We start from the raw sequence: 25,273 nt of genomic DNA on the forward strand, positions 1-25,273 counted from the left end.
GGGCGGGCGTCCAGCCTCACATGCGGTGCATGTGGCGGTGCATCATGCGGTGGCGCATCATGTGCCGCCGGTGCATCATGTGGCGGCGATGCATCATGTGACGATGCATCCGGTGGTGGCGCATCATCCGGCGCTCGCCCCGGGTCATCTGCACCTGCTCCACCATGGGAGCGGCCTGGATGCCGGCCGGGCTCGCCGGGGCGGCGGAGGCCGCGCCGATGCCGAAGGTGAGGCAGCCGAGAACCGCCGCCGCCGCGAGGCCCAGAGTCGTCTTCTTCATCTTGGGTGTCTCCTCTGCACGGCCCCCGCGTCCGACAGCGGGAACCGACCCGCCGGCGCGGCGGGCTCACCCGCTTGGAACGGGTCACGGACAAGAATTTTCCAACGGCGAAGGTTCCGGCAGAAGGATCGTTTTTCTCGGGTCCGCTGCGTAAAAAAATTCGACGCTTAAAAAAATGATGACGGGCTCCGATCCCGGCGCATGCCTGCGCGTTTCTCCCCGCATCCCGGAGCGGATGCCGCAACGACGGGGGGCGCCAGACCATGCACGATGGCATCCGGATTCAGGCCGACGCGGACGGCACCTTCACGCTCTACAGCGACACGCGGGTGATCCTGCGCGGCCTCACCCGCGAGCGCGCCTACCGCCTCGCCGGCCGGCTCGGCGAGTTCGTACAGTATTGAGGCCTTCGGGGCATCACGCCGCCCCGCCACTCACTGTTTCCGCCACCGCCGGCAGCTCCGCCGCGCGATGCGCGCAGGCATGCCGCGCCCGGATCGTCCGCAAACCGTGCTCGACGAGTTGCGCCCGCAAGCCCGGATCCCGCGCGAGATTGCGCAGGTGGCGCTCCATCGCGGGCCCGTCCGGCGCCACCAGGAAGTCGCGTTCGGGGGTGAACAGGCCCTCGCTGTCGCACCAGGGCGCCGAAACCGGGGGGATGCCGATGCCCAAGGCCTCGAAGACCCGGATGGTCGGGATGCCCGGCAGGGCCTCGACATAGAAGCGCCGCGGCACGTGCACGGCGGCGAGGTGGCGGGAAAAGACCTCCGGGGCGCCGGAATCGGGCTGCCGGCCGCGGTAGCGGGCGCCATGACGCTCCAGGGCCGCCAGCGCCGCGTCGGGGCAGCGCACGCCCCAGATGTCGAGGGGCAGGCCGGCGCGCTGCGCCGGCCCGAACAGGAAGTGCTCCAGCTCGGCGCTGCGCTCGCCGTCGCCCCACTTGCCGATCCAGACCAGACCCTCGAGAGGCCCCTCCACCTCCGGCGGATGGAACAGGCGGGTGTCGGCGGCCTCGTGCCAGACGATGAGGCGATGTCCCCAGCCCCAGCCGCGATAGACCTCGGCCAGCGTCTCGCCGAAGGCCAGCACGCCGTCATAGCCGGAGAGGTCGTAGGCCCGCATCGCGTCGGGCTCGCTCACTGCCCGGTGGTGGGTATCGCGAAAGAGCAGCGTGAACCGTGCGCCGTTGCGCCGCGCCGCGCCGATGCGGGCGACGAGGGCGGGCTCGTTCCACTCGTGCACCAGAACGGGGTCGGCGCCGTCGAGGGCTGCGTCCGGATCGAAGCCCGGCGGGTCGATCGTGGCGGTCAGCCCGGGGTAGGGCGCGAGCGACGAGGCGAGGCCCGCCTCGCCGTGATCGCGGACGGGATTCTCGATGCCTCAGGCGCCCTCCGGCTCGTGGGCGGCGATCGCGTGGCCGAGGGCCTGCAACTCGCGCAGCACGCCGCGCAGGAAATGGGCGTTGCCGTGGTTCCAGCACGAGCGCAGCGAATGCGTGAAGGCGACGATCCTCACGCCGGCACCCCGGCCCGCAGGGGGGGAGCTTCCAGCACCGCCCGGTAGACGTCGAGTACGCCCGCCGTCATCGCCTCGACCGTGAAGGCCTCTGCCCGGGCCCGCGCCTCGGCGCCGAGCCGGGCCCGGATGGCGGGATCGGCCGCCACCATCTCGATCGCGTGGGCGAAGCCCGCATCGTCGTCGGGCGCGATGAAGATCGCGGCCTCGTCCCACAGCTCGCGAAAAGTCGGGATGTCGGAGAGCACCAGGGCGCAACCGGCGCTCGCCGCCTCCAGCACGCCGAGGCCGAAGGGCTCGTAGCGGGCGGCGGAGGCGTAGATCGGCGCGCCTCCGAGCCAGCGCGCCACGTCCTGGTCGCTGAGCCGCCCGAGCGGCCGCAGGTGCTCGGGCGTGAACTGCGCCGCGTTCGGGCCCTTGAGGTCGCCGGCGGCCAGGAGCGGCAGGCGCATCCGGGAGGCCGCCCGGTCGAGGGTGCGGGCGTTCTTGCCCTCGTCCCAGAGCCGGCCGGCGGTGAAGGCGAAGGGCGAAGCGGCGGCGCCCGCCGGGGTGCGCTGGCCCCGCGACGCGGCGCTGCGCCGGCCGTTCGGCACCACCCGGGGCGGGGCGATCCCGTAGGTCGCGGCGGTGGCGTCCGCGAAGGCGCGGCTGGGGCTGAGCAGCGCGTCGACCCGGCGGTAGCCCTCCGCCACCAGGCTCGCCCGCCAGGCGAGGTCCGGCGGCAGGGGGCCGGGCCGCATCGCCGCCCACCAGGTCGCCACGCAGGAATGCGCCACCGCCACCACGGGAGCACAGAATTCGGTGATGGCGGCGAGCGCCGGGCTGTTGAGGTGGATCAGGTCGGCGTTCGCCCGCTCGGCCTCGCGGGCGACCATGGCGGCGGCCGCCTCGACCTCGCCGGGGGTGAGGGCGATCCAGTCGAGGCTGGCGCCGAGCGGGCACAGGGCGAGGCCGCGAATGGCGCGGGCGGCGCGAAGCTGGTCCTGGCTCGGCTCAGGTCCCAGCACCGCCAGGGTGACGCCGACGCCCTGGCGGGTCAGCTCCTCGGCGAGGTCGAGCCCGTATTGCCAGGTGCCGCCGACCGCATCGACGGTCATGAACAGGTTGAGGGCCGGCGCCCCCCGGTAGGGGAGGGGTCGTCCGGCCGGGACCGTCAGGCTGGGCAGCATGCCGCCTCCAACTCGCGCAACGGGGCCGGCCGCTCTTCCTGGATGTCGCTGAAGCGATCGAACTGGCCGAGGTAATGGGCGTGCGCCCGCTCCCAGGCCTCGCCGTCCGGCTCGCCCCGGAGGCGGCGGTAATCCGGCGAGGACGGGTAGGGATAGAGCGGCACGGGATCGTTGGCCCAGACGCCGGCGGCGCGCAGGCGGTCGCGCCAGGCCGCCGCCAGTGCGGGATCGTCGCCCGCGACCCTGATGAGGTTCGCCTGCACGAACGGCACCGGGCGGCGGGCATGGAGCAGGCGCTCGGCGAGGTCGTCGGTCGAGGCGCGGCAATTCTCGTCGAGGAGGGCACGGCCCGCCTCCGTCAGGCTCTCGACCCTGGCCTCGATCGAGACGCAGCCCGCGGCGCCCAGGAGGTCGAGCATGTCGGGCTTCCACAGGTCGATCCGCGTCTGCACCCCGAACTCCACCTTGCGGGTGGCCAGGGCCTCCAGCAGGGGTCTCTGCGGCAGGAAGATCTCGTCGATGAAGTAGAGGTAGGTCGCCCCTTGCGCGATCAACCGGTCGACCTCCTCCAGGATGTTCGGCAGTGCGCGGCGCCGGTATGTGTCCCGGAAGTCGATCTTGGCGGAAAAGGTGCAGGAATAAGGGCAGCCGCGCGAGGCCTCGACCTCGGCGCCCGGCCCCTCCGGCGCCCGGTCGAAGCGGTGGTGGTGGGCGTGGCGCGCCACCCAGGCATCGGGCCAGGTAAGCGCCGGCAGATCGACGAAGCCGGTCGCGGCGGGACCGCCGGTGACGACGATCTCCGCGCCGTCGCGGAAGGCGAGGGCCGGCACGGCATCGAGCCGGGCGAGGCCGCCCCCGGCGAGACGCGTCACCATCTCCTCGCACTCGCCCCGGACCACGATGTCGCAGGCGAGCTTGGCGAGCGTCGTCTCCGGCGTCACCGAGCCGTGCGGGCCCACCGCCACGGTCCGGCCGCCGCGCGTTCCCAGCGCGTCCAGGAAGGCGCGGGGCACCCGCAATTCCGGTTGGGCGCAGCGCCAGAACAGGTAGGTCGGGGCGGTGGTCACCACCGTCATGGTGGGGGCGAAGTCCGCCACCCTCTCGGCCAGGTCCGCAAGCGAGAGACCGTCGAGGGCCCCGTCCAGCATCAGCACCGCGTGGCCGGCCCGCTCCAGCAGCACCTTGCAGGCCCCGAGGTCCATGGGGAGATGCGGGGAGCGGCAGCCGACATCGATGCTGTTCTCGAAGCTCCAGGTCGGGTTGACGAGGGCGATTCTCAATGCGGCTGTCCTGAACCGGGAACGGGCATCGCGGATACTGATGGCGACTATTGGAGGAAGTGGCGGACCGCTCCGGACGACAAGAGCTTTTCGCTCAGGTGCGGTTAAGCGATTGATACCTCTGGGCCGTTTGTCATGCCGCAGGCGCATGGCGCGGCCCCGACCATGCCGTCGCCGCAGGCTTATGGCCGGAACCGAATCGCCTCTCGCGCGTGCTTCAGGCCGGCACCGCCCGCGGTGTCAGGCGCAGGCCCCGGCTCCCGGCAAGCTATTCCGCCAAGCGTGCCAGCCCCTGGCGCCAGGGCAGCGGCGCGGCGAGCCCGAGATCGGCGGCAACGCGGCGGGTGTCGGAGACGTAGTAGCGCTGGTCGCCGGCGCGCCACTCCTCGAAGCCCGCATCGAGGGGATGCCCGACGAGTGCCTCGATGGCCGCGAGCACCTGGCGCAGCGACACCGCGTCGGCCGGCCCGCCGCCGAGATTGTAGGCCCGGCCCTTCACCTGCGCGATCCGAGCCAGGACCGCCCGGTAGGCTGCGACCGCGTCGCCGACATCGAGCACGTCGCGGACCTGGCGGCCATCGCCGTAGACCGTGATCCGCCGTCCCTCCAGCGCCCGGATCAGGAAATGGGCGACCCAGCCCTGATCCTCCGTGCCCATCTGGCGCGGGCCGTAGATGCAGCTCGTTCGCGGGACGCAGGTCGGAATGCCGAAGCCGCGGGCGTCGTCGAGCACGTACTGGTCGGCCCCGCCCGTCGAGCAGCCATCGGGCGTGTGGAAGTCGAGGGGTCTTTCCTCGCCGATGCCGTGGGCCAGGATCCCCGGGTCGTCCGGCGCGTCGGCGTCGCCCACCCGGCGGAAGGTCAGGTCGGCGAGGTCGCCATAGACCTTGTTGGTCGAGGCGAAGACCGGAAGGGCGGGTCGGCGCGGCGGCGCAGGGCCTCGAGCAGGGTCAGCGTCCCCCCGAGATTGACGGCGAAATCCGTCACCGGATCGGTGAGGCTCGTCGTCACGGCGACCTGGGCGGCGAGGTGGATCACCGCGTCGACGCCCGCCACCGCTCCGGCCACCGCGCGCCCGCCGCGGATGTCGCCGGTGCGCAGCTCGACCGCGTCCGGCAGCCCCTCCGGGCGCGCCCGGCTCCCATGGACCTGCTCGATCAGGCTGTCCAGCACGCGCGCCCGGTCGCCCCGGGCGACGAGGGCCCGCGCCACGGCCCGGCCGACGAAGCCGGCCCCGCCGGTGATCAGGATGGTCTGCGGCACCCGTCGCGCTCCTCCGCTTCCGACCCTGGCCGGCCGATACATCCTGGCCGTATCTACGGAGCGGACGCGCCGCGGACAGGTGTCATTGTTCTGGCGTCATTCAGCCCGATTGATCCAGGAGATCGATTCAAGAGATCGTTCAGAGAGATGTCAGCGGGAGAGCGCAGCCACGGCGCCGAGTGCCCGCGTCCCGCCACGGCCCCCTCCACCGAGTTCACGCAACCCCTCATGTCCCTCGTTCCCTCGTCGCACGATGCGGTGCCGGCTGCGCCCGGCGCGGACCTCACCCAGCGGCACGATGCCCGGCAGGAGGCCGCGTCGCTGCGGCGCCGCCGCCTCGCTCTCGTCCTGCCGACCGTCGCGACGGCGCTCGCCCTCGCGGCGGCGGCGACCGCCAGCGCCGGCGTGCCGGACGGGCCGCTCGCGGCGGCGGTCCTGGTCCTGTTCTGCCTGGCGATGGCCTGGCAGGCCTACATCGCCTGGACGTATCTCTACGGAGCGGTCGCGGCCGGCCTCGGCGCCCGGGTGATGTCGGCGGTGGAGCGGCAGGCCGCCGCGACGCCGCCGGTCGCCAGCGGCCGCAGCCGCACCGCCGCCTTGGTGGCGATCCATGCCGAGGACGCCGCCGCGGTCTTCGCGGCGATCCGGGTGATGGCCCGGTCCCTCGCCCGCACCGGCGGCGACGGGCGCGACCTCGACATCTTCGTCCTCAGCGACACCCGCGACCCGGAGATCGCGGCGGCCGAAGAGCGCGAGGTCTCCCGCATCCAGGCGTGGCGCGACACGGCCGGGCCCGGCCTGCCGGCGATCCGCTACCGCCGCCGCCCGGACAATGCCGGGCGCAAGGCCGGCAATATCGGGGAGTTCTGCGCGACCTACGGCCACGACTACGATTTCATGATCGTGCTCGACGCCGACAGCCTGATGACCGGTGCCGCCATGCGCCGCCTGGTGCGGCTGATGGAGGAGAACCCGCGCACCGGCCTGATCCAGACCGTCAGCTACGCGGCCGGGCGCGACACGCTGTTCGCCCGCATCCAGCAATTCGCCGTGCGGCTCTACGCCCCGCTGTCGATCCGGGCGTTGGAGACCTGGCAGGGGCCGGACGGGGGCTATTGGGGCCACAACGCCATCCTGCGGATCGAGGCCTTCGCGGCCAATGCCGAATTGCCGGTGCTGCCCGGCCGCGCGCCGCTCGGCGGCGAGATCCTGTGCCACGACACGGTCGAGGGGGCGTTCCTGCGCCGGGCCGGCTGGGAGCTGCGCCTCCTGCCGGAGGAGCCCGGCACCTGGGAGGAGATGCCCACCAACCTCACCGACCTGCTCGGCCGCGAGCGGCGCTGGTGCCAGGGCAACCTCCAGCATCTCGGCATCATCGGCCTGGCCGGACTCACCGCGGGCAGCCGCTGGCATCTCGGTGCCGGCATCCTGTCCTACCTTGCCGCGCCGGTCTGGGTCGCGTTCTTGAGCCTCGGGACCTGGCAGGCGATCCGCAGCGGCGATCTCGGATTGCTCGCCTACGGCCTCACCGGCGAGGGGCCGGCGGCGGCGATCCTGGCCGGGTTGAGCCTCGCCGTCCTGGCGCTGCCGAAGCTCCTCAGCCTCGGCCACGTGCTCCTCAGCCCGTCGCGCCGCGCCGCCTTCGGGGGCATCCGGAGCCTTCTGGTGAGCGCCGCCCTCGAACAGGCCCTGTGGGTGCTGCTCTGGCCGGTCATGACCCTGTTCAATGCCGGCGCCGTCGCGACGACCTTCGCCGGTCGCGTGGTGCGCTGGGACACCCAGGTGCGCGACGACCGCCGGGTGCCGTGGTCCGAGGCCTGCCGGCTCCAGGCCGATTCGCTGGTTGCCGGTGTCCTGCTGGCGGCGGCCCTGGCCTATGCCGCCGACCCGCTGCTGACCCTCTGGATGGCGCCGCTGGTCCTCGCCCTGCTGGCGAGCCCGGCGCTCAGCGTGCTCACCAGCCGCGCCGATCTCGGACAGGCGGCACGCCGCCGCGGCCTCTTCCTCACGGTCGACGACACCGCCCAGGCGCCGGAGCTGCGCGACCTCGCCGCCGCCCGCGCCGCGCCGCCGGCGCCAGCCCGGCCGCATCCGGTCCGCGGCGAGGCCCCGGTCTGGCTCGCGACCGCGACGGACGACGCGAAGGCATCGCCGTCGCGGGAGATCTGAGGGGCAGCCCGGAACGCCTCTCCTGATTCCAGCTTGCGATTATTGCGAATAATGTGGCTGCTCCGGTTCGGAGGGAAGCGGCTTTCATGACCGTGCCGGCCCACGCCGAGCCGCTGGGTCGCCGCCTTCCTTCTGAGGATGAGCGAGCCGTGGCCAACCAGCGTCGCACGATCCTCGCGGCCCACGCCGCCGACCGGGCGAGCCTGCGCATCCTCGACGAGGCCAGATCGCCGGTCGAGGTGACGCTCACCCCGGCGCCGTCGAACCTGCTGATCGATCTGCTGCGGCATGTCGGCAGCGGCCACGCGGTGACGGTGGTGCCGGTGGGCCAGATGCTCACTACCCAGCAGGCGGCCGACCTGCTGAACGTCTCGCGGCCGTTCCTCATTTCCCTGCTCGGCCGTCAGGAGATCCCTCACACGCTGGTCGGGCGGCATCGTCGGATCAGGGCGGAGCACCTGTGCGCCTACAAGCGGGCGCGGGACGCCAAGCGGGGCGAGGCGTTGTCCGTGCTGGCGGAGATGGATGCCGCGCATCTCTGAACCATGTTCGCCAGCCGTTTTACCGCATTCATCGATGCCTGCGCGCTCGCGGGCGCCTTGAAGCGGATCCGGCTGCTGACTTTGGCCGAAGCCGAGTTCTTCCGTGTCCGATGGTCCGAGCCCGTCCTCCAGGAGACCGAGCGCACCACCGCGGAGATTCTAACCGGCAAGGGCGTGGCCGATGCCACCACACATGCCATGCGTGCACGGGCCAAGATGGAGGCCGCGTTCGCGGAAGCGACGGTCACGGGCTTCGCGGATCTCCTGGTCCCCGGTGAAGGCTTGCCGGACCAGAACGACGCTCATGTCCTGGCGGCCGCGATCAAGACGCGTGCCTCGGTCGTCGTGACGGACAACCTGAAGGACTTTCCGGTGAAGATCCTTCCGCCGCTGGACCTGGAGGCCCGCTCCACCGACGCCTCTCTCGCCGACACGATCGCGCTCGATCCCGGCCGGGCCACGGCTGCGGTCCGCACTATGCGGCTGCGCTTCAAGCGGCCCGAGAAGCACGCCGAGGCGCTTCTCGTCGACATGGGCGCCGCCGGCCGCGTCGAGACCGTCGACGTGCTCCGCCCCTACGCCGCCGTGCTGTAATCTGGCTCTACTGCGCCGGTTTGCCCAGCACCTTGAGCGGGTCGGTGCGCTGGCTCGGCTCCGGCTCGGCGGTGAGGCGGTCGGCGCGCTCCTCCGGCTGGCCGCGGACGCTGCCGGTGGTGGCGGGGCTGCCCTGGCCGGCGGTGGCACGGTTGGTCGGGCTCGTCACCGGCACGGCGCCGCTGGCGAGTTCGAGGCAGGTCAGCATCTCGACGTAGCTCGGGAAGCCGCCGGCGCGCGATTGCTGCGAGCACTGGCTCTTGGCCGAGCCGGAGAACTGACCCCAGCGCTTGCGCAGCTCGTCGCCCGCCGAGCGCTCGGAGCGCAGGCAGCCGTCCGAGCCGGCCTCCTGGCTGACCGAGGCGCGGCCGGGGGAGTTGCAGGTCGCCGAGATGTCGAGCCGCGGCGGACCGTCCGCCGCGACGAGGATGAGCTGCGCGCTCATGAGCGCGAGGGGCAGGGCGGCGGGCATGGCGGGTCTCCCGTGAGCCGGAGAAGAAAAAGCTTCGCCGGTTCAACGCGCCGACAGCGCCGGAAGCTCCCGCGGCCTGCTCCTTCACTCGTGCCGCAGGGCCTGGTCCAGGTCGGCGTAGAGGTCGTCCGCATCCTCGATGCCCACGGACAGGCGCAGGAGGTCCGGCGGGCAGGGGGTGCTCGGGCCCTCGATCGAGGCGCGGTGCTCGATCAGGCTCTCGACGCCGCCGAGCGAGGTGGCGCGCTTCCACAAGGACACCCGGGCCGCCGTCCGGATCGCCGCCGCCTCGCCCGCCGCCACCCGGATCGACAGCATGGTGCCGAAGCCGCCGGTCATCTGCCGGGCCGCGACCGCGTGGCCGGGATGCTCGGGCAGGCCTGGATACAGCACCTGGGCCACGGCAGGGTGCGCCGAGAGCCGCCGGGCGAGGTCGCCGGCATTGGCCATCTGGGCGGCGATGCGCACGTGCAGGGTGCGCATCCCGCGCATCAGCAGGTAGGCCTCGAACGGCCCCAGGATCGCGCCGTTGCCGGAGCGGATGCGCTGGATCCGGGCCCAGAAGTCGTCGGCCTTGGCGCCGGCGAGCGCCCCGGCGATCACGTCGGAATGGCCGTTGAGCACCTTGGTGGCGGCGTGCATCACCACGTCGGCGCCGAGGCTCAGGGGCCGAGTCACCACCGGTGAGCTCGCGGTCGAATCGACGGCGAGCCGCGCCCCCGCCGCGTGGGCGATCTCGGCCGCCCCCGCGATGTCGGTGACGGTCCAGAGCGGGTTCGAGGGCGTCTCGAGCCAGACGAGCTTGGTCTCGCCGGGCCGCACCGCGCGTTTCAGGGCATCGAGGTCGTCGGTGGCGACGAAATCGACCTTGAGGCCCCAACGCGTCGCCTCCTCGGACAGCCAGCGGCGCAGGGCCCAGTACATCACGGTCGGTGCCACGATGTGGTCGCCGGGATCGAGGGCGCCGAACACCGCCGTGGCGGCGGCCATGCCGGAGGAGAACAGGAGCGCGCCGGCCTGCGCCTCCTCCAGCATCGCGATCACGGCCTCCGCCTCGCGCACCGTGGCGTTGTCGGGCCGGCCGTAGACGTAGCCGGAGGAATACTGGTTGTCCGGGTCGCGGATGTAGGTGGTGGCGACGTGGATCGGCGGCACCACGGCCTTCGTGACCGGATCGACGTGGCCCAGCGCCTGCGCGGCGAGGCTCTTCTTCGACCAGGGGCGCGGGGCGCTGCTCATGCGGGGTCTCCGGGGATGGCGGGGATGTTTTGCGTCACCGCCGGCCTTGCAGAACCGGTGCCGGTGCGCAACCTCCATGCCGGTATAGCACCCGAGCCCGTGATGTCGCCGACCGCAACGCTGCCCCACTCCGCCCGACCCGTCCTCTCGCCCGTGCCGCGCCTCCTCGCGGCGATCGCTCCCGTCGCCGCGGTCGCGGTGCTGGGCAGCCTGGCGACCACGCCGAACATCCCGACCTGGTATGCGGGTCTGGCGAAGCCGGGCTTCACGCCGCCGAACTGGCTGTTCCCGGTCGCCTGGACGATCCTCTACACGCTGATCGCCTTCGCGGGCTGGCGGGTGCTCGGCCGCGCGCCGGCGACCGGGACCTTGCGGCGCACCCGGACGCTCGCCCTCTGGGCGTTCTTCGTCCAGCTCGCCCTCAACGGCGCCTGGACGCCGGTGTTCTTCGCCCGGCACGATCTCGGCGGCGGCCTCGTCGTGGTGGGCGCCCTGCTGGTGATGATCCTGTGGACGATCCGGCTGTTCCTGCCGCTCGACCGGATCGCCGCCCTCGTGCTCGTTCCTTACGCCGCGTGGGTCGCCTACGCGACGGCGCTCAACGCGGCGATCTGGTGGATGAACTGACGGCCCGTCACGGCACCAGCACGATCGCCCCGGTCACCGCCCGCGCCTCCGCCGCCTCGTGCGCCTCCACCACCCGGTCGAGGGGGAACCGCGCCCCGATATCGACCGCGACGTGGCCGCGGCCGATCGCGTCGAACAGGTCGGCGGCGTTGGCCCGGAAGGTGGCCGGGTCGGCATTGTGCGGGAAGACCGAGGGCCGGGTCAGGAACAGGCAGCCCTTCTTGTTGAGAAGCTCCGGGTCGATCGCCGGAGACGGTCCCGACGCGGCGCCGTAGGAGACGACGAGTCCGAACGGGGCGGCGCAGTCGAGGGATTGGAGCAGCGTGTCCTTGCCGACGGCGTCGTAGACGACCCGGGCCTTGGCGCCGCCGGTCGCCTCCAGGAAGGCCTTGGGCCAGTCGTCGTTGAGGTCGATCACCGCGGCGCAGCCGGCGGCGAGCGCCGCGTCGCGCTTGGCCGGCGAGCCGGTGGTGCCGATGACCGTCGCGCCGAGCGCCGTGGCCCAGCGGGTCAGGATCTGGCCGACGCCGCCGGCGGCCGAATGGACCAGCAGCAGGTCGCCCGCCTGCACCGCATGGGTCTTGCGCAGCAGGTACTGCGCCGTCATGCCCTTGAACAGCAGGGCGGCGGCGGTCTCGTCGCCGACGCCGTCCGGCAGCCGCACCAGCTTGGCGGCCGGGACGTTGCGCCGGTCCGCATAGGCGCCGACCCCGGCATTCATGGTGGCGACCCGGTCGCCGGGCGTCACGTCCGTCACGTCGGGCCCCACCGCCTCGACCACGCCCGCCGCCTCGAAGCCGAGCCCGGTCGGCAGGTCGAGCGGGTAGGCGCCCCGGCGCTGGTAGATGTCGATGAAGTTGAAGCCGATGGCTGTCTGGCGCACGCACACCTCGCCCGCGCCCGGCGCGGGCAGGTCCCCGCTGCGCAAGGTCATGACCTGCGGCGGGCCGAACTCGGTGATCACCACGCGGCGTTGGGTCGTCATGCCCTCTCCTCTGCTCTGCCCCGCTCGGGCGGCCCGGTATGAACCCGTCGGCGGCCATGATAAATCCGGGTCCGCATTCGAGATTTGAAACGCCCGGTTTATAATCGATGGACCGTCTGTCGGGCATGGAGGCCTTCGCCCGGGCCGTGGAGACGGGGTCCTTCTCGGCCGCGGGCGAGAGCCTCGGGCTCTCCCCGCAGGCAGTCGGCAAGCAGGTGCGCCTGCTGGAGGAGCATCTCGGCGTCCGGCTGATCCACCGGACGACCCGCCGGCAGAGCCTGACCGAGGCGGGGCGCGACCTCTACGAGCGGGTGCGCATCATCCTGGCGGAGGTCGAGGCGGTGGAGGCGGTCGCGGCCCGCAGCCAGGCGGTACCGCGGGGCCAGATCCGCGTGAACGCCCCGGTCACCTTCGGCGCCTACGACCTCGCCCGGGTGCTGCCCGCCTATCTGGCGGCCTATCCTGAGGTCGACGTCGAATTGACCCTCTCGGACCGGAAGGCCGACCTGATCGAGGAGGGCTACGAGGTGGTGTTCCGCGTCGGTCCGCCGGCCGGGAACGGCCTGATCGCCCGCCCTTTACGCCCGATGGACTTCGCCCTCTGCGCCGCCCCGTCCTACCTCGCGGCACGAGGGACGCCGCGCGCACCGGGCGACCTCAAGCAGCACGAATGCCTCGGCTTCGCCTATATGGCGACGGGGGATCAGTGGCGCTTCGTCGGGCCGGAGGGACCGGAGACGGTCGAGGTGTCGTACCGGCTCCTGGTCAATAACGGCCAGGCTCTCTTGACGGCGGCGCTCGCCGGCCTCGGCCTGCTGCTCCAGCCGGCCGCCCTGGTGCGGGACGCGGTGGCGGCGGGCCACCTGGTGCCGGTGCTGCCGGCCTACCGGCCCGTCTCCCGCCCGATGCACCTGCTCTACGCGCCCGACCGGCGGCTCACCCCGAAGCTGCGCTCCTTCATCGATTTCGCGCTCGCCCGCTTCGCCGGTCCGGCCGGCTGACGGGGCCGTCAGCGCGCCGCCACCACCCCGGCGCTGCGCAGGGTGCGGGACACCGTGGCGCGCATGTCGGCCAGGGTGAAGGGCTTGGTCAGCACATCGGCCACGATGGCGTCGAGCCCGCGGGCGCGCTCGCGCTGGTCGGCGAACCCGGTCATCAGCAGGATCGTCAGGTCGGGATGGTCCCGCTTGGCGGCGAGGGCCAGGGCGATCCCGTCCATCAGCGGCATGCGGATGTCGGTCAGCATCAGGTCGAAGGTGGTCTCGGACAGCCGTTCGAGACCGTCGCTGCCGTCGATCGCCGTCACGACCGTGTGGCCGTCCATTTCCAGCCCGCGTTTCAGGAAGCCCCGGATCGGTTCCTCGTCGTCGACCAGCAGGATGCGCGCCATGTCCTCTCGTCTCTCCGGTCCGAAAACCGCGCGGACAGGGCAAATGTGACGGGGCCTGCCATACCGGGTCAAGCCGTTGCGTCAGCTACGGTTCCGATTTCGTGTCGCTTTCCGGAGCGATGCGCGCCCGCGTTGCAATCGCGCATCGCTTCGGGCCCACGGCCACGCCGCCGAGACACCGGGCCCGGACCTCCTAGCCCTTGTCGAAGAGGTCCGGCCCGTCATCCCCATAATCGACGAGGCCGACATAGGGCAACTGCCGGAAGGCGTGGGCCACGTCCATCCCGTAGCCGACCACGAACACGTCCGGGCAGGTGAAGCCGACATAATCGGCGTCCATCGTCACCGCCCGCTTGCCGGGCTTCTCGAGCAGCACGGTGGTGAGCACCCGCCGCGCCCCGCGGGCCATCAGCAGGTCCTTGGCGTAGACGAGGGTGCGGCCGGATTCGAGGATGTCGTCGATCAGGAGCACGTCGCGCCCGCGCACCTCGCTCTCGACGTCGCGCAGGATCGCCACCTGGCCCGACGAGACCGTGGCGGCGCGGTAGCTCGACAGATGGATGAACTCGACCTGCGGCGCGAGACCCGCCCGGTGCAGGGCCCGGATCAGGTCGGCGGCGAACATGAAGCTGCCCTTGAGCACCGCCACCACCAGGAGATTCTCCAGGGGCTGGCTGGCGATGGCGCGGGCGATCTCCTCGTTGCGCTGCGCGATGGCGGATTCGTCGAAGAGGACGCGGACGCGGGGCAGGGGCGGATTCATCGGTCTCAGTCGTGGGAATTCATCGGAGCCCTCAGGCTGACGGCAGAATTCCCGCTGTCAACCGCGGCAAAGCGGACCAGCACGGCGCGCCCTTTGGCCGGGGCGTTCGGAAGCTCGGCCCGGAAGCGGGCGGATTCCTCGGGCTCGAGCTGCGTCCGCGGTGCCTCGGCGGTCCAGCGGTAGACGACCTGGCCGTGCTCGTCGCGCAGCTCGATGCGCAGGGGCGGCACCGGCACGGCCTGCTTCGAGTCGCTCACCACGTCGCCCTCGACCACGAGGCGCCCCGCGCCCGAGGTGTCCGGCACCTGGTAGGCGGCGACGTCCCGGAAGGCGAGGCCGCGCAGGTTCACCGGCAGGCCGATGCCGGCATAGAGCCGGGCGGCCTGCGGCAGGGCGCGCACGAGACCGTCGCGTCCCGCCGGCAGCAGGGCGACCACGACCGCGCCGAGGCCCGCGACCGCCAGCGCCGCCCCGGCGAGGCCCCGGCGCGAGGCGGCCCCCGCGGCGATCGCCTGCGCGGCGCGGGCCCCGGCCCGGCGGGGCGCGGAGGTCCCGGCGGCGGAGAACACCGCCTCGCCGGGGGGCGAGAGTCCGGGGCCCGGCTCCGCCGCGGGGGCGGAGACGAACCAGGGTTCGCGGCAGGCGGCGCAGCGCACGGTGCGTCCGCCGGGGCCGATCTGCTCGGGATCGAGCGTATATTCGCTTGCGCAGGCGGGACAGACGATCAGCATGGCGAATCAGTCGGGCACGGCACCGGAGCCGGATCACGACTCCTCACGCTCCAGCCTTAATGCGTGGTAAAGCGGCGCGGATCGCCAGGGCGCCCGCGCGGAAAAAGCGCTCGCGCATGACATGAGCCCGCGCCAAGGAACCCGGATGGGGAGTAACCCGGATGGAGAGACCGGCGTGCAGGGAGACCGGATGGACGCGAGAAAGGACCGGGGGACCGGAAGCAGCCTGCTCGGCGGGATGGACGAGCCGGTGGTCCGGTTCGAGAATGTGGGGATGCGCTACGGGGTCGGTCCCGAGGTCCTGAGCGACATCAGCTTCACCATCGCGCCGCACTCGTTCCAGTTCCTCACCGGCCCGTCGGGCGCCGGCAAGACGACGCTTTTGCGCCTGATCCTGCTCTCGGCGCGGCCGAGCCGGGGTCTCGTCTCGGTGTTCGGCGAGGAAGTGAGCGGCATCTCGAGCGATGCGCTGACCGCGTTGCGCCGGCGCATGGGCGTGGTGTTCCAGGATTTCCGCCTGCTCGACCACCTGACGACCTACGAGAACGTCGCCCTGCCCTTGCGCGTCCAGGGCCGGGCCGAGTCGAGCTACCGGGCCGAGGTGGTGGAACTCCTGCGCTGGGTGGGCTTGGGCGAGCGGATGCACGTGCTGCCGCCGCTCCTGTCGGGCGGCGAGAAGCAGCGCGCGGCGATCGCCCGGGCGCTGATCGCCCGGCCGGAACTGCTGCTCGCCGACGAGCCCACCGGCAACGTCGACCCCCAGCTCGGCCGGCGCCTGCTGCGCCTGTTCGTCGAGCTCAACCGCCTCGGCACCTCGGTGCTGATCGCCACCCACGACTTCGCCCTGATGGACCTCGTCGACGCGCGCCGGTTCGTCCTGGGCAACAACCGCCTGCGGATCGAAGGATGAGCCGCGGGGAGACGCACCATGTCTGACGGAGCCACCCTGGAGCGGCCGCCCCGGCGCGAGGCGCCCGGCACCGACCTGCCGCCCACCTTGCGCCGCAACGCGGCCCTGGTGCCGACCGATACCAGCGCCGGCCGCGCGCTCGCCGCGGTGATCGCCATCCTGACCTTCCTCGCCGCCCTCTGCGCCGGGGGCGCCGAGATCGTCGCCTCGAGCGCCGCGCAGTGGCAGGGCTCGGTGGCGCAGGAGGTGACGATCCAGGTCCGCCCGGGCGCGGGCCGCGACACCGACGCCGACGTCGCCAAGGCGGCTTCGCTCGCCGCCGCCACCCCCGGCATCGCCTCGACGCGGCCCTTCACCAAGGCGGAATCCGAGCGCCTGCTCGAACCCTGGCTCGGCAGCGGCCTCGATCTCGGCGATCTGCCGGTGCCGCGCCTCATCACGGTGCGGCTGGGGGCGAGCACGCCGGATCTCGGCGCCTTGCGCCAGCGCCTCGCCGAGGCCCTGCCGGGGGTGGCGAGCCTCGACGACCATGCGCTCTGGCTCTCGCGCCTCTCGACCATGGCCAACACCGTGGTGGGCGTCGGCGTGGCGGTGGTGGCCCTGGTGCTGCTCGCCACCGGGCTCGCCGTCACCTTCGCGACCCGCGGCGCCATGGCGGGCAACCGCGAGGTGGTCGAGGTGCTGCACTTCGTCGGCGCCGATGCCGACTTCATCGCCCGCGAGTTCCAGCGCCGCTTCTTCCGCCTCGGCCTGCGCGGCGGGGCGATCGGCGCCGTCGCCGCCCTCGCGGTGATCGGGGCCGGCGGCGCGCTCGCCCGGTTCTGGCGCGCAGGTCCCGCCGGCGACGAGCTGGAGGCGTTGTTCGGCGGCTTCGCCATCGGCTGGCGCGGCTATGCCAGCGTGGTGCTGATCGGGGTCATCGCCTCGATCGTCACCGCGGTGGTCTCGCGCCTCACCGTGCGGCGGTTCCTGGATTAGCGCCGCCCGGGTCTCGCGGCGGCCCACAAGCCGCGGACGGGCGCAGCCGATGCGAGGCCCGGCCGCGCGTCACGCCGCCCGCCGCATCTCCGGCAGGCTCAGCTCCGGCAGGGCCGCCACCATCGGCCGGGCGAAGAGGTAGCCCTGGAACAGGGTGATGCCGGCCTCGCGCAGGGCCGCGAGCTCCTCGGGCGTCTCGATTCCCTCGGCGATCACCGCGACGCGGAGGGCCCGGGCGATCGAGATCACCCCGGAGACGATCGCCTGCCGGGCCGGCGAGTCGGCGATGCCGCGGATCAGCTCCATGTCGAGCTTGATGAGGTCGGGCTGGAAGCGCGCCAGCAGGCCCAGACCCGCATAGCCGGCACCGAAATCGTCGAGGGCGGTGAGGAAGCCGCGCTGGCGGTAATCGGTGATGATGCGCTGGACATGGCCGACGTCGGTCATGCGCTCGTTCTCGGTGAACTCGAACATGATCCGCTGATGCGAAAACCCGACCCGCCGCGCCGCCTCCAGGGTCGCCCGGATGCAGGCCGCCGGCTCGTAGACCGCGTTCGGCAGGAAGTTGATCGACAGCCGGACGTCGCCGGCCGGGAACAGCCCGCCGGCGAGCTCGATCGCCTTGGTGCGGCAGGCCTGGTCGAAGCGGTAGCGGTTGCCGTCGTCGACCTGGCCGAGGATATGGCCCGCACCCTGCCCCTCGGTGCCGCGCACCAGGGCCTCGTAGCCCCAGACGTCACCCCGCTCGAGGTCCACGATCGGGTGGAACGCCATCGTGAAGGTGAAGGGCAGCGGCTCGCCGCTCCTGCACTGCTCGCACCCGCTGCGCTTCGTCATGATACCAGTCCGGCTTCGTCGTCAGATACCCTCCCTCAGTTATGTTCACGCAAGATGAAGCCGGCTCCGCGGATCTGTGGATAAGAGGATTTTCCCAAGGCCGTCACTCTCGCGCCCGCGGCACGGCGTTGACCCACAGCACCAGGGTGGACCTTTCGGCAGAGGGGTTGCGGTAGCGGTGCGGGCGCCGGCTGGCGAAGCGGAAGCTGTCGCCGGGCCCAAGCTCCGCCGTCGTGTCCTCCACCGTGAGGACGAGGGCGCCCTCCATCACCAGCCCGGCCTCCTCGCCGTCATGGACCAGGGCCTCGTCGCCGGTGCCGGAAGCGGGGGCGAGCTGCATCAGGAACAGGCTCAAAGTGCCGTCGCCCTGCGTCAGCAGCTGCTTGGTGATGCCGGCGCGCCAGAGCGTGAGCGCCGCCCGCTCGCCGGCCCGGGTGACGATCCCGTCGGCGGCCGCGCCCTCGGCTGAGCCGAACAGGGCGCCGAGGCCGACGCCGAGGAGGTCGGCGACCTGGGTCAGCACCCGCAAGGACGGCGAGGACAGGCCGCGCTCGACCTGGCTGAGATAGCCGATCGACAGCCCGGTCGCTGCCGCCACCGCCTTCAGCGACAGGCCGCGTGCCTGCCGCAGGCCGCGCAGCCGCTGCCCGACCGCGAGATCGGCCGCCACCGGCCCGCGGCCTTGCTGGCTCCCTTGCCCGCCTGCTTGCCCGTTTCGTGGTCGCTTCGCCGCCTGTTTCATATGCATGAAATTCGATTGCGGGATGCAGCGAATTATGGCCTGATGTTCATGTCAATGAAATTCAATCGGTGAACCGACAAAGGTCGTCAAAGAGCCGCAAGTGCCGGCAGGGGAGAAGACGATGAGGCGCATGATTCGGGCCGCAGGCGCGGCCCTGGTGCTGCTCGCAGGCGCAGGCTTCGCCCGCCCCGCCGTGGCGCAGGAGACGGTCCGGGTCGGCTCGACGCCGACCGGTATCCCCTTCACCTTCCTCGACACCAAGACCAACACCATCCAGGGCGTGATGGTGGACGTGATCACCGCCATCGGCAAGCAGGCCGGTTTCTCGGTGCAGATCGAGCCGTTCCAGTTCTCGAGCCTGATCGCGGCGCTCAACGCCAGGAAGATCGACGCGATCTCGGCCGCGATGTTCATCACGCCGCCGCGCCAGGAGGTGATCGCCTTCTCGGGTCCGGTCTATTCGTACGGCGAGGGGATGGTGGTGCCGAAGGCCGACACCAAGGCCTACACCGCCTTTTCCGATCTCAAGGGCGAGACGGTGGGCGCCCAGGTCGGCACCGCCTTCGTCGACGCGCTCAAGAAATCGGGCCAGTTCCCCGAGGTGAAGGTCTACGATACCTTTCCCGACATGCTGCGCGACGTGAATGCCGGCCGGGTCAAGGCGATCTTCGCCGATTCGCCGATCATCGCCTACAACCTCAAGAGCGGCAACTTCCCCAACGCCCACCTCGTCGCCTCGTACAAGCCGGTGGTCGTCGGCTCGGTCGGGATCGGCGTGCGCAAGGACGACACCGCCCTCCTGGCGAAGATCAATGCCGGGCTCGCCAAGATCAAGGAGAGCGGCGAGCTGGCCAAGATCCTGGAGAAATGGGGCCTCCAGCCCTCCGTGAACCCGTCCTGAGCGGGCCGGCCCGTCCATGGACAGCTTCCTGTCTGACGCCCGCGAGTTCGTTCCGATCCTGCTCCAGGGTGTGTGGCTGACGATCCTGATCACGGTGGGCTCGCTCGTGGTCTCGACCGCGCTCGGCCTCGTCTGGGCGATGATGCGGGTCTCGGGCGTGCGCGCCCTCTCGTTCTTCGCCGCGACCTTCATCAACGTGATCCGGGGCATCCCGATCATCGTGCAGCTGTTCTACATCTACTTCGTGCTGCCGGATTTCGGGCTGTCGCTCACGGCGGTGCAGGCGGGCGTGCTGGGCTTAGGCCTCGCCTACTCGGCCTACCAGGCCGAGAATTTCCGGGCCGCCATCGAGGCGATCGACAAGGGCCAGGTCGAGGCGGCGCAGACCATCGGCATGGGCTGGGGGCTGACCATGCGGCGTGTGCTGCTGCCGCAGGCCTTCCGCACCGCGTTGCCGCCCTTCGGCAACGTGATGATCATGATGCTGAAGGATTCGTCGCAGGCCTCCACCATCACGGTGGCGGAGCTGGCGCTGCAAGGCAAGCTCATCGCCTCGGCGACCTTCAAGAACACCAGCGTGTTCACTCTGGTGGCGCTGATGTACCTGACCTTGAGCCTGCCGCTGATCCTGATCGTGCGTCACTTCGAGAAGCAGGCCGGCCGGCGATGATCGAGCTCGACGACGTCCGCAAGTCCTACGGGGCGCTGCCGGTCCTCAAGGGCATCACCGCCCAGGTGCGGAAGGGCGAGGTGGTCTGCGTGATCGGGCCGTCGGGCTCGGGCAAGTCCACGGTCCTGCGCTGCATCAACGGTCTCGAATCCTACGATGGCGGGACGATCCGCGTGAACGGTCGCCGGGTCGACCGGGCCGACCGCTCGATCCGCGCCGTGCGGGTCCAGGTCTCGATGGTGTTCCAGCGCTTCAACCTGTTTCCCCACCGTACGGCGCTCGAGAACGTCATCGAGGGGCCGATCTACGTGAAGGGCGAGAACCGGCGGGAGGCGACCGAGCGCGGCCGGGCGCTGCTCGCCCGGGTCGGCCTCGCCGGCAAGGAGGAGGCTCATCCGTCGAAGCTCTCGGGCGGCCAGCAGCAGCGGGTCGCCATCGCCCGGGCGCTGGCCATGCGGCCCGACGCGATCCTGTTCGACGAGCCGACCTCGGCCCTCGATCCGGAGCTCGTCGGCGAGGTCTTAGGCGTGATGCGCGGGCTCGCCGAGGAGGGGATGACCATGGTGGTCGTGACCCACGAGATGAGCTTTGCCCGCGAGGTCGCCGACCGGGTGCTCTTCCTCGACGGCGGCGTGATCGTCGAGGAGGGGCCGGCCCGCGAGGTGCTGGGCCGGCCGCAGCAGCCCCGCACCCAGGACTTCCTGAGACGGGTGCTGAACCCGCTGTGACGAGTTCCGAGCCGAGTTCCGAGCCGAGTTCCGAGCCATGACCGAACCCTTCCCCCTCGGGCCCGCCCTCTGGGCCACGACGGCCGCGCCCCCGCCCGCCACGCAGCCCCTCGCCGAATCCGGCCGGGCCGACGTGGTGGTGATCGGCGGCGGCTTCTGCGGCCTCTCGACGGCGCTCCACCTCGCGGAAGGAGGCCTGAAGCCCGTCTTGCTCGAGGCCCGCGAGATCGGCTTCGGCGGATCGGGCCGCAACGGCGGCCAGGTGATCCCGGGCCTCAAGCACGATCCCGACGAACTCGTGCAGATGTTCGGGGCGGAACGCGGCGAGCGCCTCGCCGCCTTCGGGGCCGGCACCGCCGACGCGGTGTTCGACCTCATCGCGAAGCACCGGATGGACGTGCCCCACACCCGCACCGGCTGGATCCAGGGCGCCCATACCGACGAGGGGCTGGCCCAGGCGGAACGCCGGGCGGAGCAATGGGCGCGGCGCGGCGCCCCGGCGCGCCTCCTCGACAAGGCCGAGACCGACCGGCTCCTCGGCTCCGAGCGCTACCGCGGCGGCTGGCTCGACGGGCGCGGCGGGGCGGTGCAGCCGCTTTCCTACGCCCGCGGCCTCGCGCGGGCGGCCCTGGCGGCCGGCGCCCGCATCCATACCGGCACCCCGGTGACCGGCCTGTCGCGGCAGGGCGATGTCTGGACGGTGCGGACCGCGTCCGGACCGAGCCTGACCACCGAGCGGGTGGTGCTCTGCACCAACGGCTATTCGGGCGACCTGTGGCCGAACTTGCGCCAGACGATCATCGCGGCGAACTCGTTCCAGGTCGCCACGACGCCGCTCTCCGACAACCTGCGCCGCACGGTGCTGCCGGAGGGCCAGGTCTCCTCCGACACCCGCAAGCTCCTGCTCTATTTCCGCCTCGACCATACCGGCCGGCTGCTGCTCGGCGGGCGCGGGCCGTTCCGCGAGCCCAGAGGGCAGAGCGACTGGGCGCACCTGGAGCGGATCGTCCCGAAACTGTTCCCGCAGCTCGCCGGGATCGGCTTCGATCACCGCTGGTGCGGACGGGTCGCGGTCACCCGCGACTACCTGCCTCACCTGCATGCCCCCGAGCCCGGCCTCCTCATCGATATCGGCTGCCAGGGCCGCGGCGTCGGCCTGCAGACCCGCATGGGTCAGGCGATCGCCGCCTCTATCGCCCGGGGCGACGCCGATGCGCTGCCGCTCGCCCCCACCCCGATCACGCCGCTGCCGCTGCACGGGCTGCACCGGCTCTACGCCTCGGCGGTGGTGGCCTGGTACCGGCTGCGGGATGGAGGGTTGTGACGGCGGCAAGTCGATCGCCGCTGGGGCGCTGCTCCGATCTCTCTACCGACGCGCGCCGATGCCGCGTGTCACCCGTCAGGTCCAGTCGTGACGCTAGGGGAGTGGCACCCTGTGGCGGGAATATTTTCCGGGCGTCGGTCAATATCTGTTCCTCGCCGGTCCGAGCGGGGACGAGATCGCTGCGCTAGCCCAGCCATATTGTATTTTCTCGCTGGAAGGCGGCCGTTCCGGCCGGGCCGGTGCGCCCGGGGGCAGTCGGCGCGATACGATCTCTGCGCCCTTGAAATCGAAGCTCGCCTCTATACTCGGCCCCTCTCCCGACGAATCCGAAATCCGGCACCCGGCTTCATGGCTCCTTAAACCTGCAGCGCATACATGTCGGATCTGCGTGTTCTCTTTGACCAGACGAGAGCTGTGGACTCGACGATCAAGATCTTACGGCCCACGGAGGCCCCGCGCCGCCGCTCCTTCCGGATGGTGGCGGCATCCGCCGGCCTGCTGGCGGCGCTGATCGCGACCACAGCGGGGCTGCTGGTGCGCAGCCTGCACGAGCACGCAGTCACGGAGACCGAGCGCAGCTTGGTCGGCCTCTCCACGGTCCTCGCTGACCAGGCCGACCGTGCGCTGCAATCGATCGAGCTGGTCCAGGACACTGTGATCGGCGAGGTCCGGAGCGCGCAGGTGGCGAGCGAGGAGGCCTACGCGGCGTTCGCCGGTCGGGAGCCGCTGCACGAGGCGCTCAAGACCCGGATCGCCGCCTTGCCGCAGGTGAACGCCGTCACGGTGATCGACCGCCGCGGCACCCTTCTGAACTTCAGCCGCTACTGGCCGATCCCGACGGTCAACATCGCCGACCGGGACTACTTCAAGGCCCTCGCGACCGATCCCGCCCTCGACCGCTTCATCAGCCGGCCGGTGCAGAATCGCGGCGACGGGGTGTGGACGATCTACATCGCCCGCAAGGTGCGGGCTCCGGACGGGAACTTCCTCGGCTTGGTGCTGGGCGCGGTCGAGCTGGCCTATTTCGAGCGGCTCTACGAGGCGATCGCACCGGCGCGCGACTACGTCGTCTCGGTTTTCCGCGACGACGGCACCCTCCTGGTGCGCTATCCCCAGTACGACGGCAGCATCGGCCGGAGCTTCGCCGAGACCGCGGCCGTGCGCATCGCGCTCAAGAATCCGGCCGGCGGCGTGCTTCGCAACGTCAGCCCGATCGACGGCCACGACCGGATCGCCGCCACCCGGGCCCTGGCGCGCTACCCGATGATCCTGAGCGTCAGCCGCACCGCGGAGGCGAGCCTCGCCGAATGGCGCCGGCAGGCGTGGCTTATCGGCGCGGCCGCGCTTCTGCTCGATCTCGGCCTCGCCGGGCTGGTGCTCATCGCCTTCCGCCAGGCGCGGGCGCAGGCGCGGCTGGCGCAGGCGGAGGCCGCCCGCGCCGCCGCCGAGTTGCGCGCGCTGGCAGAGCGGGAGCTCAGTGCCCAGCACGCCCAGTTCGGCATCGCCCTCGACCACATGACCCAGGGCCTGTGCCTGTTCGACCGCGACGACCGGCTGATCGTGATGAACGCGCGCTACGCGCAGATGTATGCCATGCCGGAGACCCTGCGCCAGCCGGGCACGCCGCTCTCGGCGCTGCTGGGGCATCTCGGCGCAGCCGGGCGGCTGGCGGTGCCGCTGGTGGAATCCTGCGCCCGCATCGCCGCCGGCGGGACGCCGGCGAGCTTCACCTGCGACCTGGCCGACGGGCGCGCCATCGCGGTCGTGCACGTGCCGATTCCGGGCGGCGGCTGGATCTGCACGCATGAGGACGTGACGGAGCGCCGCCGCAGCGAGGCGCGCATCGCCCACATGGCCCGGCACGACGCCCTGACCGGGCTGCCGAACCGTGCGCAGCTTCAGGAGCGCCTGGACGCGGCCCTGGCGGAACGCGGCGCCGACGAGGCGGTGAGCGTGCTCTGCCTCGACCTCGACGGCTTCAAGGACGTCAACGACACCCACGGCCATCCGGTCGGCGACGAGCTCCTGGGCCTCGTGGCCCGGCGCCTCCAGGAGGCGGTCGGCGGCACGGCCCTCGTCGGGCGCCTGGGCGGCGACGAGTTCGCGGTGATCCGCTGCGCGCCCTCGCACCCGGCCGGCGTGGCGGCGCTGGCCGAGCGGATCGTGCGGCTGCTGCGGCGGCCCTTCGAGGTCCAGGGCCACGAGGTCGGCATCGGCACCTCGGTCGGCCTCGCGATGACCACCGAATCCGGCCTCACCACCGCCGAGCTGCTGCGCCGGGCCGACGTCGCCCTCTACCAGGCGAAGGCCTCGGGGCGGAACGGCTGGCGCGCCTTCGACCCGGCGATGGATGCCGACCTGCAACGCCGCCGCCAGCTCGGCGCGGACCTGCGCAGCGCCCTCGCCGAGGGCCAGCTCGACCTCCACTACCAGCCGATCGTCGCCGCCGACGGGTCGGGCCTGCGTGCCCGCGAGGCGCTGCTGCGCTGGCGCCACCCGCGCGAGGGCTTCGTCAGCCCGGGCGAGTTCATCCCGATCGCCGAGGCGACCGGGCAGATCCGCCGGCTCGGCAGCTGGGCGCTCGCCCGGGCCTGCGCCGACGCCGCCGCCTGGCCCGCCGACATCAAGGTGGCGGTGAACCTCTCCCCGGCGCAGTTCGTCGGCGACAGCCTCGTCGAGGAGGTGACGGCGGCCCTCGCGGCGAGCGGCCTGCCGCCGGAGCGGCTCGAACTCGAGATCACCGAATCGGTGCTGCTGCAGGACGACGACGCGACGCTGGCGATCCTGCACCGTCTGCGCGCCCTCGGGATCGGCACGGCGATGGACGATTTCGGCACCGGCTACTCGTCCCTGAGCTACCTGCGCCGCTTCCCCTTCGACAAGATCAAGATCGACCGGTGCTTCGTGCAGGGTCTCGGGCTGGATGCGGGCGAGGAGACCGGCAGCGTCGAGATCGTCCGCGCCACGATCGGTCTCGGAAAGGCCCTCGGCATGGTCGTGCTGGCCGAGGGCGTCGAAACCGAGGCGCAGGCCGCGATCCTGCGTGAGGCGGGCTGCGACGAGTTGCAGGGCTACCTGTTCGGCCGGCCCCGCCCGATCGGCGCGCTGCGCGAGATCGAGGGGCGGGGCGACGGGGTGTCGGCGGCGGCGTGAGCTTTTATACC

Annotated in this window: 26 protein-coding genes and 1 pseudogene; 13 read left to right on the forward strand and 14 right to left on the reverse strand. The window is 71.9% G+C overall.

Features of this window, described 5'->3' with window-relative positions:
• Positions 1-16: 16 nt before the first annotated feature.
• Positions 17-280, reverse strand: a complete 264-nt coding sequence (locus tag DA075_RS12905; protein WP_099953578.1) for a hypothetical protein — start codon at positions 278-280, stop codon at positions 17-19.
• 263 nt (positions 281-543) lie between these two features.
• Here DA075_RS12905 and DA075_RS36565 point away from each other — a divergent pair, with 263 nt between their 5' ends.
• Positions 544-684, forward strand: coding sequence for a hypothetical protein (locus DA075_RS36565; protein ID WP_164712316.1), 141 nt, complete (start codon positions 544-546; stop codon positions 682-684).
• Between the two features lie 13 nt (positions 685-697).
• Here DA075_RS36565 and DA075_RS12910 read toward each other — a convergent pair.
• The 5 genes and pseudogenes from DA075_RS12910 to DA075_RS38525 all read right to left on the reverse strand — a co-directional run bounded on the left by DA075_RS12910 (position 698) and on the right by DA075_RS38525 (position 5,507).
• Positions 698-1,795: pseudogene (locus DA075_RS12910) on the reverse strand (CgeB family protein).
• Entirely contained in the window at positions 1,792-2,964 is a 1,173-nt protein-coding gene (locus DA075_RS12915; protein ID WP_099953579.1) for a glycosyltransferase family 4 protein, read from the reverse strand. The pseudogene DA075_RS12910 and the gene DA075_RS12915 overlap by 4 nt, the downstream one beginning before the upstream one ends.
• The gene (locus tag DA075_RS12920; protein WP_099953580.1) at positions 2,949-4,244 is read right to left on the reverse strand and encodes a TIGR04295 family B12-binding domain-containing radical SAM protein; all 1,296 of its coding nucleotides are present in this window, start codon (positions 4,242-4,244) and stop codon (positions 2,949-2,951) included. The genes DA075_RS12915 and DA075_RS12920 overlap by 16 nt, the downstream gene beginning before the upstream one ends.
• Before the next feature lie 268 nt (positions 4,245-4,512).
• Entirely contained in the window at positions 4,513-5,094 is a 582-nt protein-coding gene (locus tag DA075_RS38520; RefSeq protein ID WP_420813139.1) for an NAD-dependent epimerase/dehydratase family protein, read from the reverse strand.
• An 11-nt stretch (positions 5,095-5,105) separates the two neighbouring features.
• Positions 5,106-5,507 (reverse strand): NAD-dependent epimerase/dehydratase family protein, encoded by a 402-nt coding sequence (locus tag DA075_RS38525; RefSeq protein WP_420813140.1) that lies wholly within the window; start codon positions 5,505-5,507, stop codon positions 5,106-5,108.
• A 228-nt stretch (positions 5,508-5,735) separates the two neighbouring features.
• Here DA075_RS38525 and mdoH point away from each other — a divergent pair, with 228 nt between their 5' ends.
• The 3 genes from mdoH (at position 5,736) to DA075_RS12945 (ending at position 8,812) form a co-directional block, all read left to right on the forward strand.
• Positions 5,736-7,676 (forward strand): glucans biosynthesis glucosyltransferase MdoH, encoded by a 1,941-nt coding sequence (gene mdoH, locus DA075_RS12935; protein ID WP_099953583.1) that lies wholly within the window; start codon positions 5,736-5,738, stop codon positions 7,674-7,676.
• Positions 7,677-7,762: 86 nt separating this feature from the next.
• Positions 7,763-8,218 carry an excisionase family DNA-binding protein gene (locus DA075_RS12940; protein WP_099953584.1) on the forward strand — a complete coding sequence of 152 codons (456 nt, stop codon included), beginning with the start codon at positions 7,763-7,765 and terminating at the stop codon, positions 8,216-8,218.
• Between the two features lie 3 nt (positions 8,219-8,221).
• The gene (locus DA075_RS12945; protein ID WP_099953585.1) at positions 8,222-8,812 is read left to right on the forward strand and encodes a PIN domain-containing protein; all 591 of its coding nucleotides are present in this window, start codon (positions 8,222-8,224) and stop codon (positions 8,810-8,812) included.
• Positions 8,813-8,819: 7 nt separating this feature from the next.
• On the opposite strand, the gene DA075_RS12950 is transcribed toward DA075_RS12945, so the two are convergent.
• Positions 8,820-9,284, reverse strand: a complete 465-nt coding sequence (locus tag DA075_RS12950) for a hypothetical protein (RefSeq protein ID WP_099953586.1) — start codon at positions 9,282-9,284, stop codon at positions 8,820-8,822.
• 84 nt (positions 9,285-9,368) lie between these two features.
• Positions 9,369-10,523 (reverse strand): trans-sulfuration enzyme family protein, encoded by a 1,155-nt coding sequence (locus DA075_RS12955; RefSeq protein WP_099953587.1) that lies wholly within the window; start codon positions 10,521-10,523, stop codon positions 9,369-9,371.
• Positions 10,524-10,625: 102 nt separating this feature from the next.
• Here DA075_RS12955 and DA075_RS12960 point away from each other — a divergent pair, with 102 nt between their 5' ends.
• Positions 10,626-11,150, forward strand: coding sequence for a TspO/MBR family protein (locus DA075_RS12960; protein WP_099953588.1), 525 nt, complete (start codon positions 10,626-10,628; stop codon positions 11,148-11,150).
• Positions 11,151-11,157: 7 nt separating this feature from the next.
• Here the strand turns inward: DA075_RS12960 and DA075_RS12965 are convergent, their stop codons facing one another.
• Positions 11,158-12,135: a quinone oxidoreductase family protein gene (locus tag DA075_RS12965; RefSeq protein ID WP_099953589.1), complete on the reverse strand. Its 978-nt coding sequence runs from the start codon at positions 12,133-12,135 to the stop codon at positions 11,158-11,160.
• Between the two features lie 107 nt (positions 12,136-12,242).
• On the opposite strand from DA075_RS12965, the gene DA075_RS12970 reads away from it, so the two are divergent.
• Positions 12,243-13,136, forward strand: a complete 894-nt coding sequence (locus tag DA075_RS12970; protein ID WP_099953590.1) for a LysR family transcriptional regulator — start codon at positions 12,243-12,245, stop codon at positions 13,134-13,136.
• Positions 13,137-13,144: 8 nt separating this feature from the next.
• Here the strand turns inward: DA075_RS12970 and DA075_RS12975 are convergent, their stop codons facing one another.
• The 3 genes from DA075_RS12975 to DA075_RS12985 form a co-directional block, all read right to left on the reverse strand.
• Positions 13,145-13,525, reverse strand: a complete 381-nt coding sequence (locus DA075_RS12975; RefSeq protein ID WP_099953591.1) for a response regulator — start codon at positions 13,523-13,525, stop codon at positions 13,145-13,147.
• A 193-nt stretch (positions 13,526-13,718) separates the two neighbouring features.
• Complete coding sequence (gene hpt, locus DA075_RS12980; protein WP_099953592.1) at positions 13,719-14,288, reverse strand: hypoxanthine phosphoribosyltransferase; 570 nt, start codon at positions 14,286-14,288, stop codon at positions 13,719-13,721.
• A 5-nt stretch (positions 14,289-14,293) separates the two neighbouring features.
• The gene (locus DA075_RS12985) at positions 14,294-15,019 is read right to left on the reverse strand and encodes a zinc-ribbon domain-containing protein (RefSeq protein WP_099953593.1); all 726 of its coding nucleotides are present in this window, start codon (positions 15,017-15,019) and stop codon (positions 14,294-14,296) included.
• A gap of 190 nt (positions 15,020-15,209) precedes the next feature.
• Between DA075_RS12985 and ftsE the strand changes: the two genes are divergently transcribed.
• Together ftsE and DA075_RS12995 are read left to right on the forward strand one after the other, a co-directional pair.
• Positions 15,210-15,929 (forward strand): cell division ATP-binding protein FtsE, encoded by a 720-nt coding sequence (gene ftsE, locus DA075_RS12990; protein ID WP_099953594.1) that lies wholly within the window; start codon positions 15,210-15,212, stop codon positions 15,927-15,929.
• 18 nt (positions 15,930-15,947) lie between these two features.
• Positions 15,948-16,907 carry a cell division protein FtsX gene (locus tag DA075_RS12995; RefSeq protein WP_099953595.1) on the forward strand — a complete coding sequence of 320 codons (960 nt, stop codon included), beginning with the start codon at positions 15,948-15,950 and terminating at the stop codon, positions 16,905-16,907.
• A 69-nt stretch (positions 16,908-16,976) separates the two neighbouring features.
• Here DA075_RS12995 and DA075_RS13000 read toward each other — a convergent pair whose 3' ends face one another.
• Together DA075_RS13000 and DA075_RS13005 are read right to left on the reverse strand one after the other, a co-directional pair.
• Positions 16,977-17,744 carry an EAL domain-containing protein gene (locus DA075_RS13000; RefSeq protein WP_099953596.1) on the reverse strand — a complete coding sequence of 256 codons (768 nt, stop codon included), beginning with the start codon at positions 17,742-17,744 and terminating at the stop codon, positions 16,977-16,979.
• A 103-nt stretch (positions 17,745-17,847) separates the two neighbouring features.
• Positions 17,848-18,486, reverse strand: coding sequence for a cupin domain-containing protein (locus DA075_RS13005; protein WP_099953597.1), 639 nt, complete (start codon positions 18,484-18,486; stop codon positions 17,848-17,850).
• 121 nt (positions 18,487-18,607) lie between these two features.
• Here DA075_RS13005 and DA075_RS13010 point away from each other — a divergent pair, with 121 nt between their 5' ends.
• The 5 genes from DA075_RS13010 (at position 18,608) to DA075_RS13030 (ending at position 25,262) form a co-directional block, all read left to right on the forward strand.
• A complete protein-coding gene (locus DA075_RS13010; RefSeq protein WP_099953598.1) occupies positions 18,608-19,387 on the forward strand; it encodes an ABC transporter substrate-binding protein in 780 nt (259 codons plus the stop codon).
• A 16-nt stretch (positions 19,388-19,403) separates the two neighbouring features.
• Positions 19,404-20,057 carry an amino acid ABC transporter permease gene (locus tag DA075_RS13015; RefSeq protein ID WP_099953599.1) on the forward strand — a complete coding sequence of 218 codons (654 nt, stop codon included), beginning with the start codon at positions 19,404-19,406 and terminating at the stop codon, positions 20,055-20,057.
• Entirely contained in the window at positions 20,054-20,785 is a 732-nt protein-coding gene (locus tag DA075_RS13020; RefSeq protein ID WP_099953600.1) for an amino acid ABC transporter ATP-binding protein, read from the forward strand. The genes DA075_RS13015 and DA075_RS13020 overlap by 4 nt, the downstream gene beginning before the upstream one ends.
• A 37-nt stretch (positions 20,786-20,822) precedes the next feature.
• Positions 20,823-22,109 (forward strand): NAD(P)/FAD-dependent oxidoreductase, encoded by a 1,287-nt coding sequence (locus DA075_RS13025; RefSeq protein WP_099953601.1) that lies wholly within the window; start codon positions 20,823-20,825, stop codon positions 22,107-22,109.
• A 414-nt stretch (positions 22,110-22,523) separates the two neighbouring features.
• Entirely contained in the window at positions 22,524-25,262 is a 2,739-nt protein-coding gene (locus tag DA075_RS13030) for a bifunctional diguanylate cyclase/phosphodiesterase (protein ID WP_244936570.1), read from the forward strand.
• Positions 25,263-25,273: the final 11 nt, after the last annotated feature.

It is taken from the genome of Methylobacterium currus (genome assembly GCF_003058325.1).
Lineage (GTDB): Bacteria > Pseudomonadota > Alphaproteobacteria > Rhizobiales > Beijerinckiaceae > Methylobacterium > Methylobacterium currus.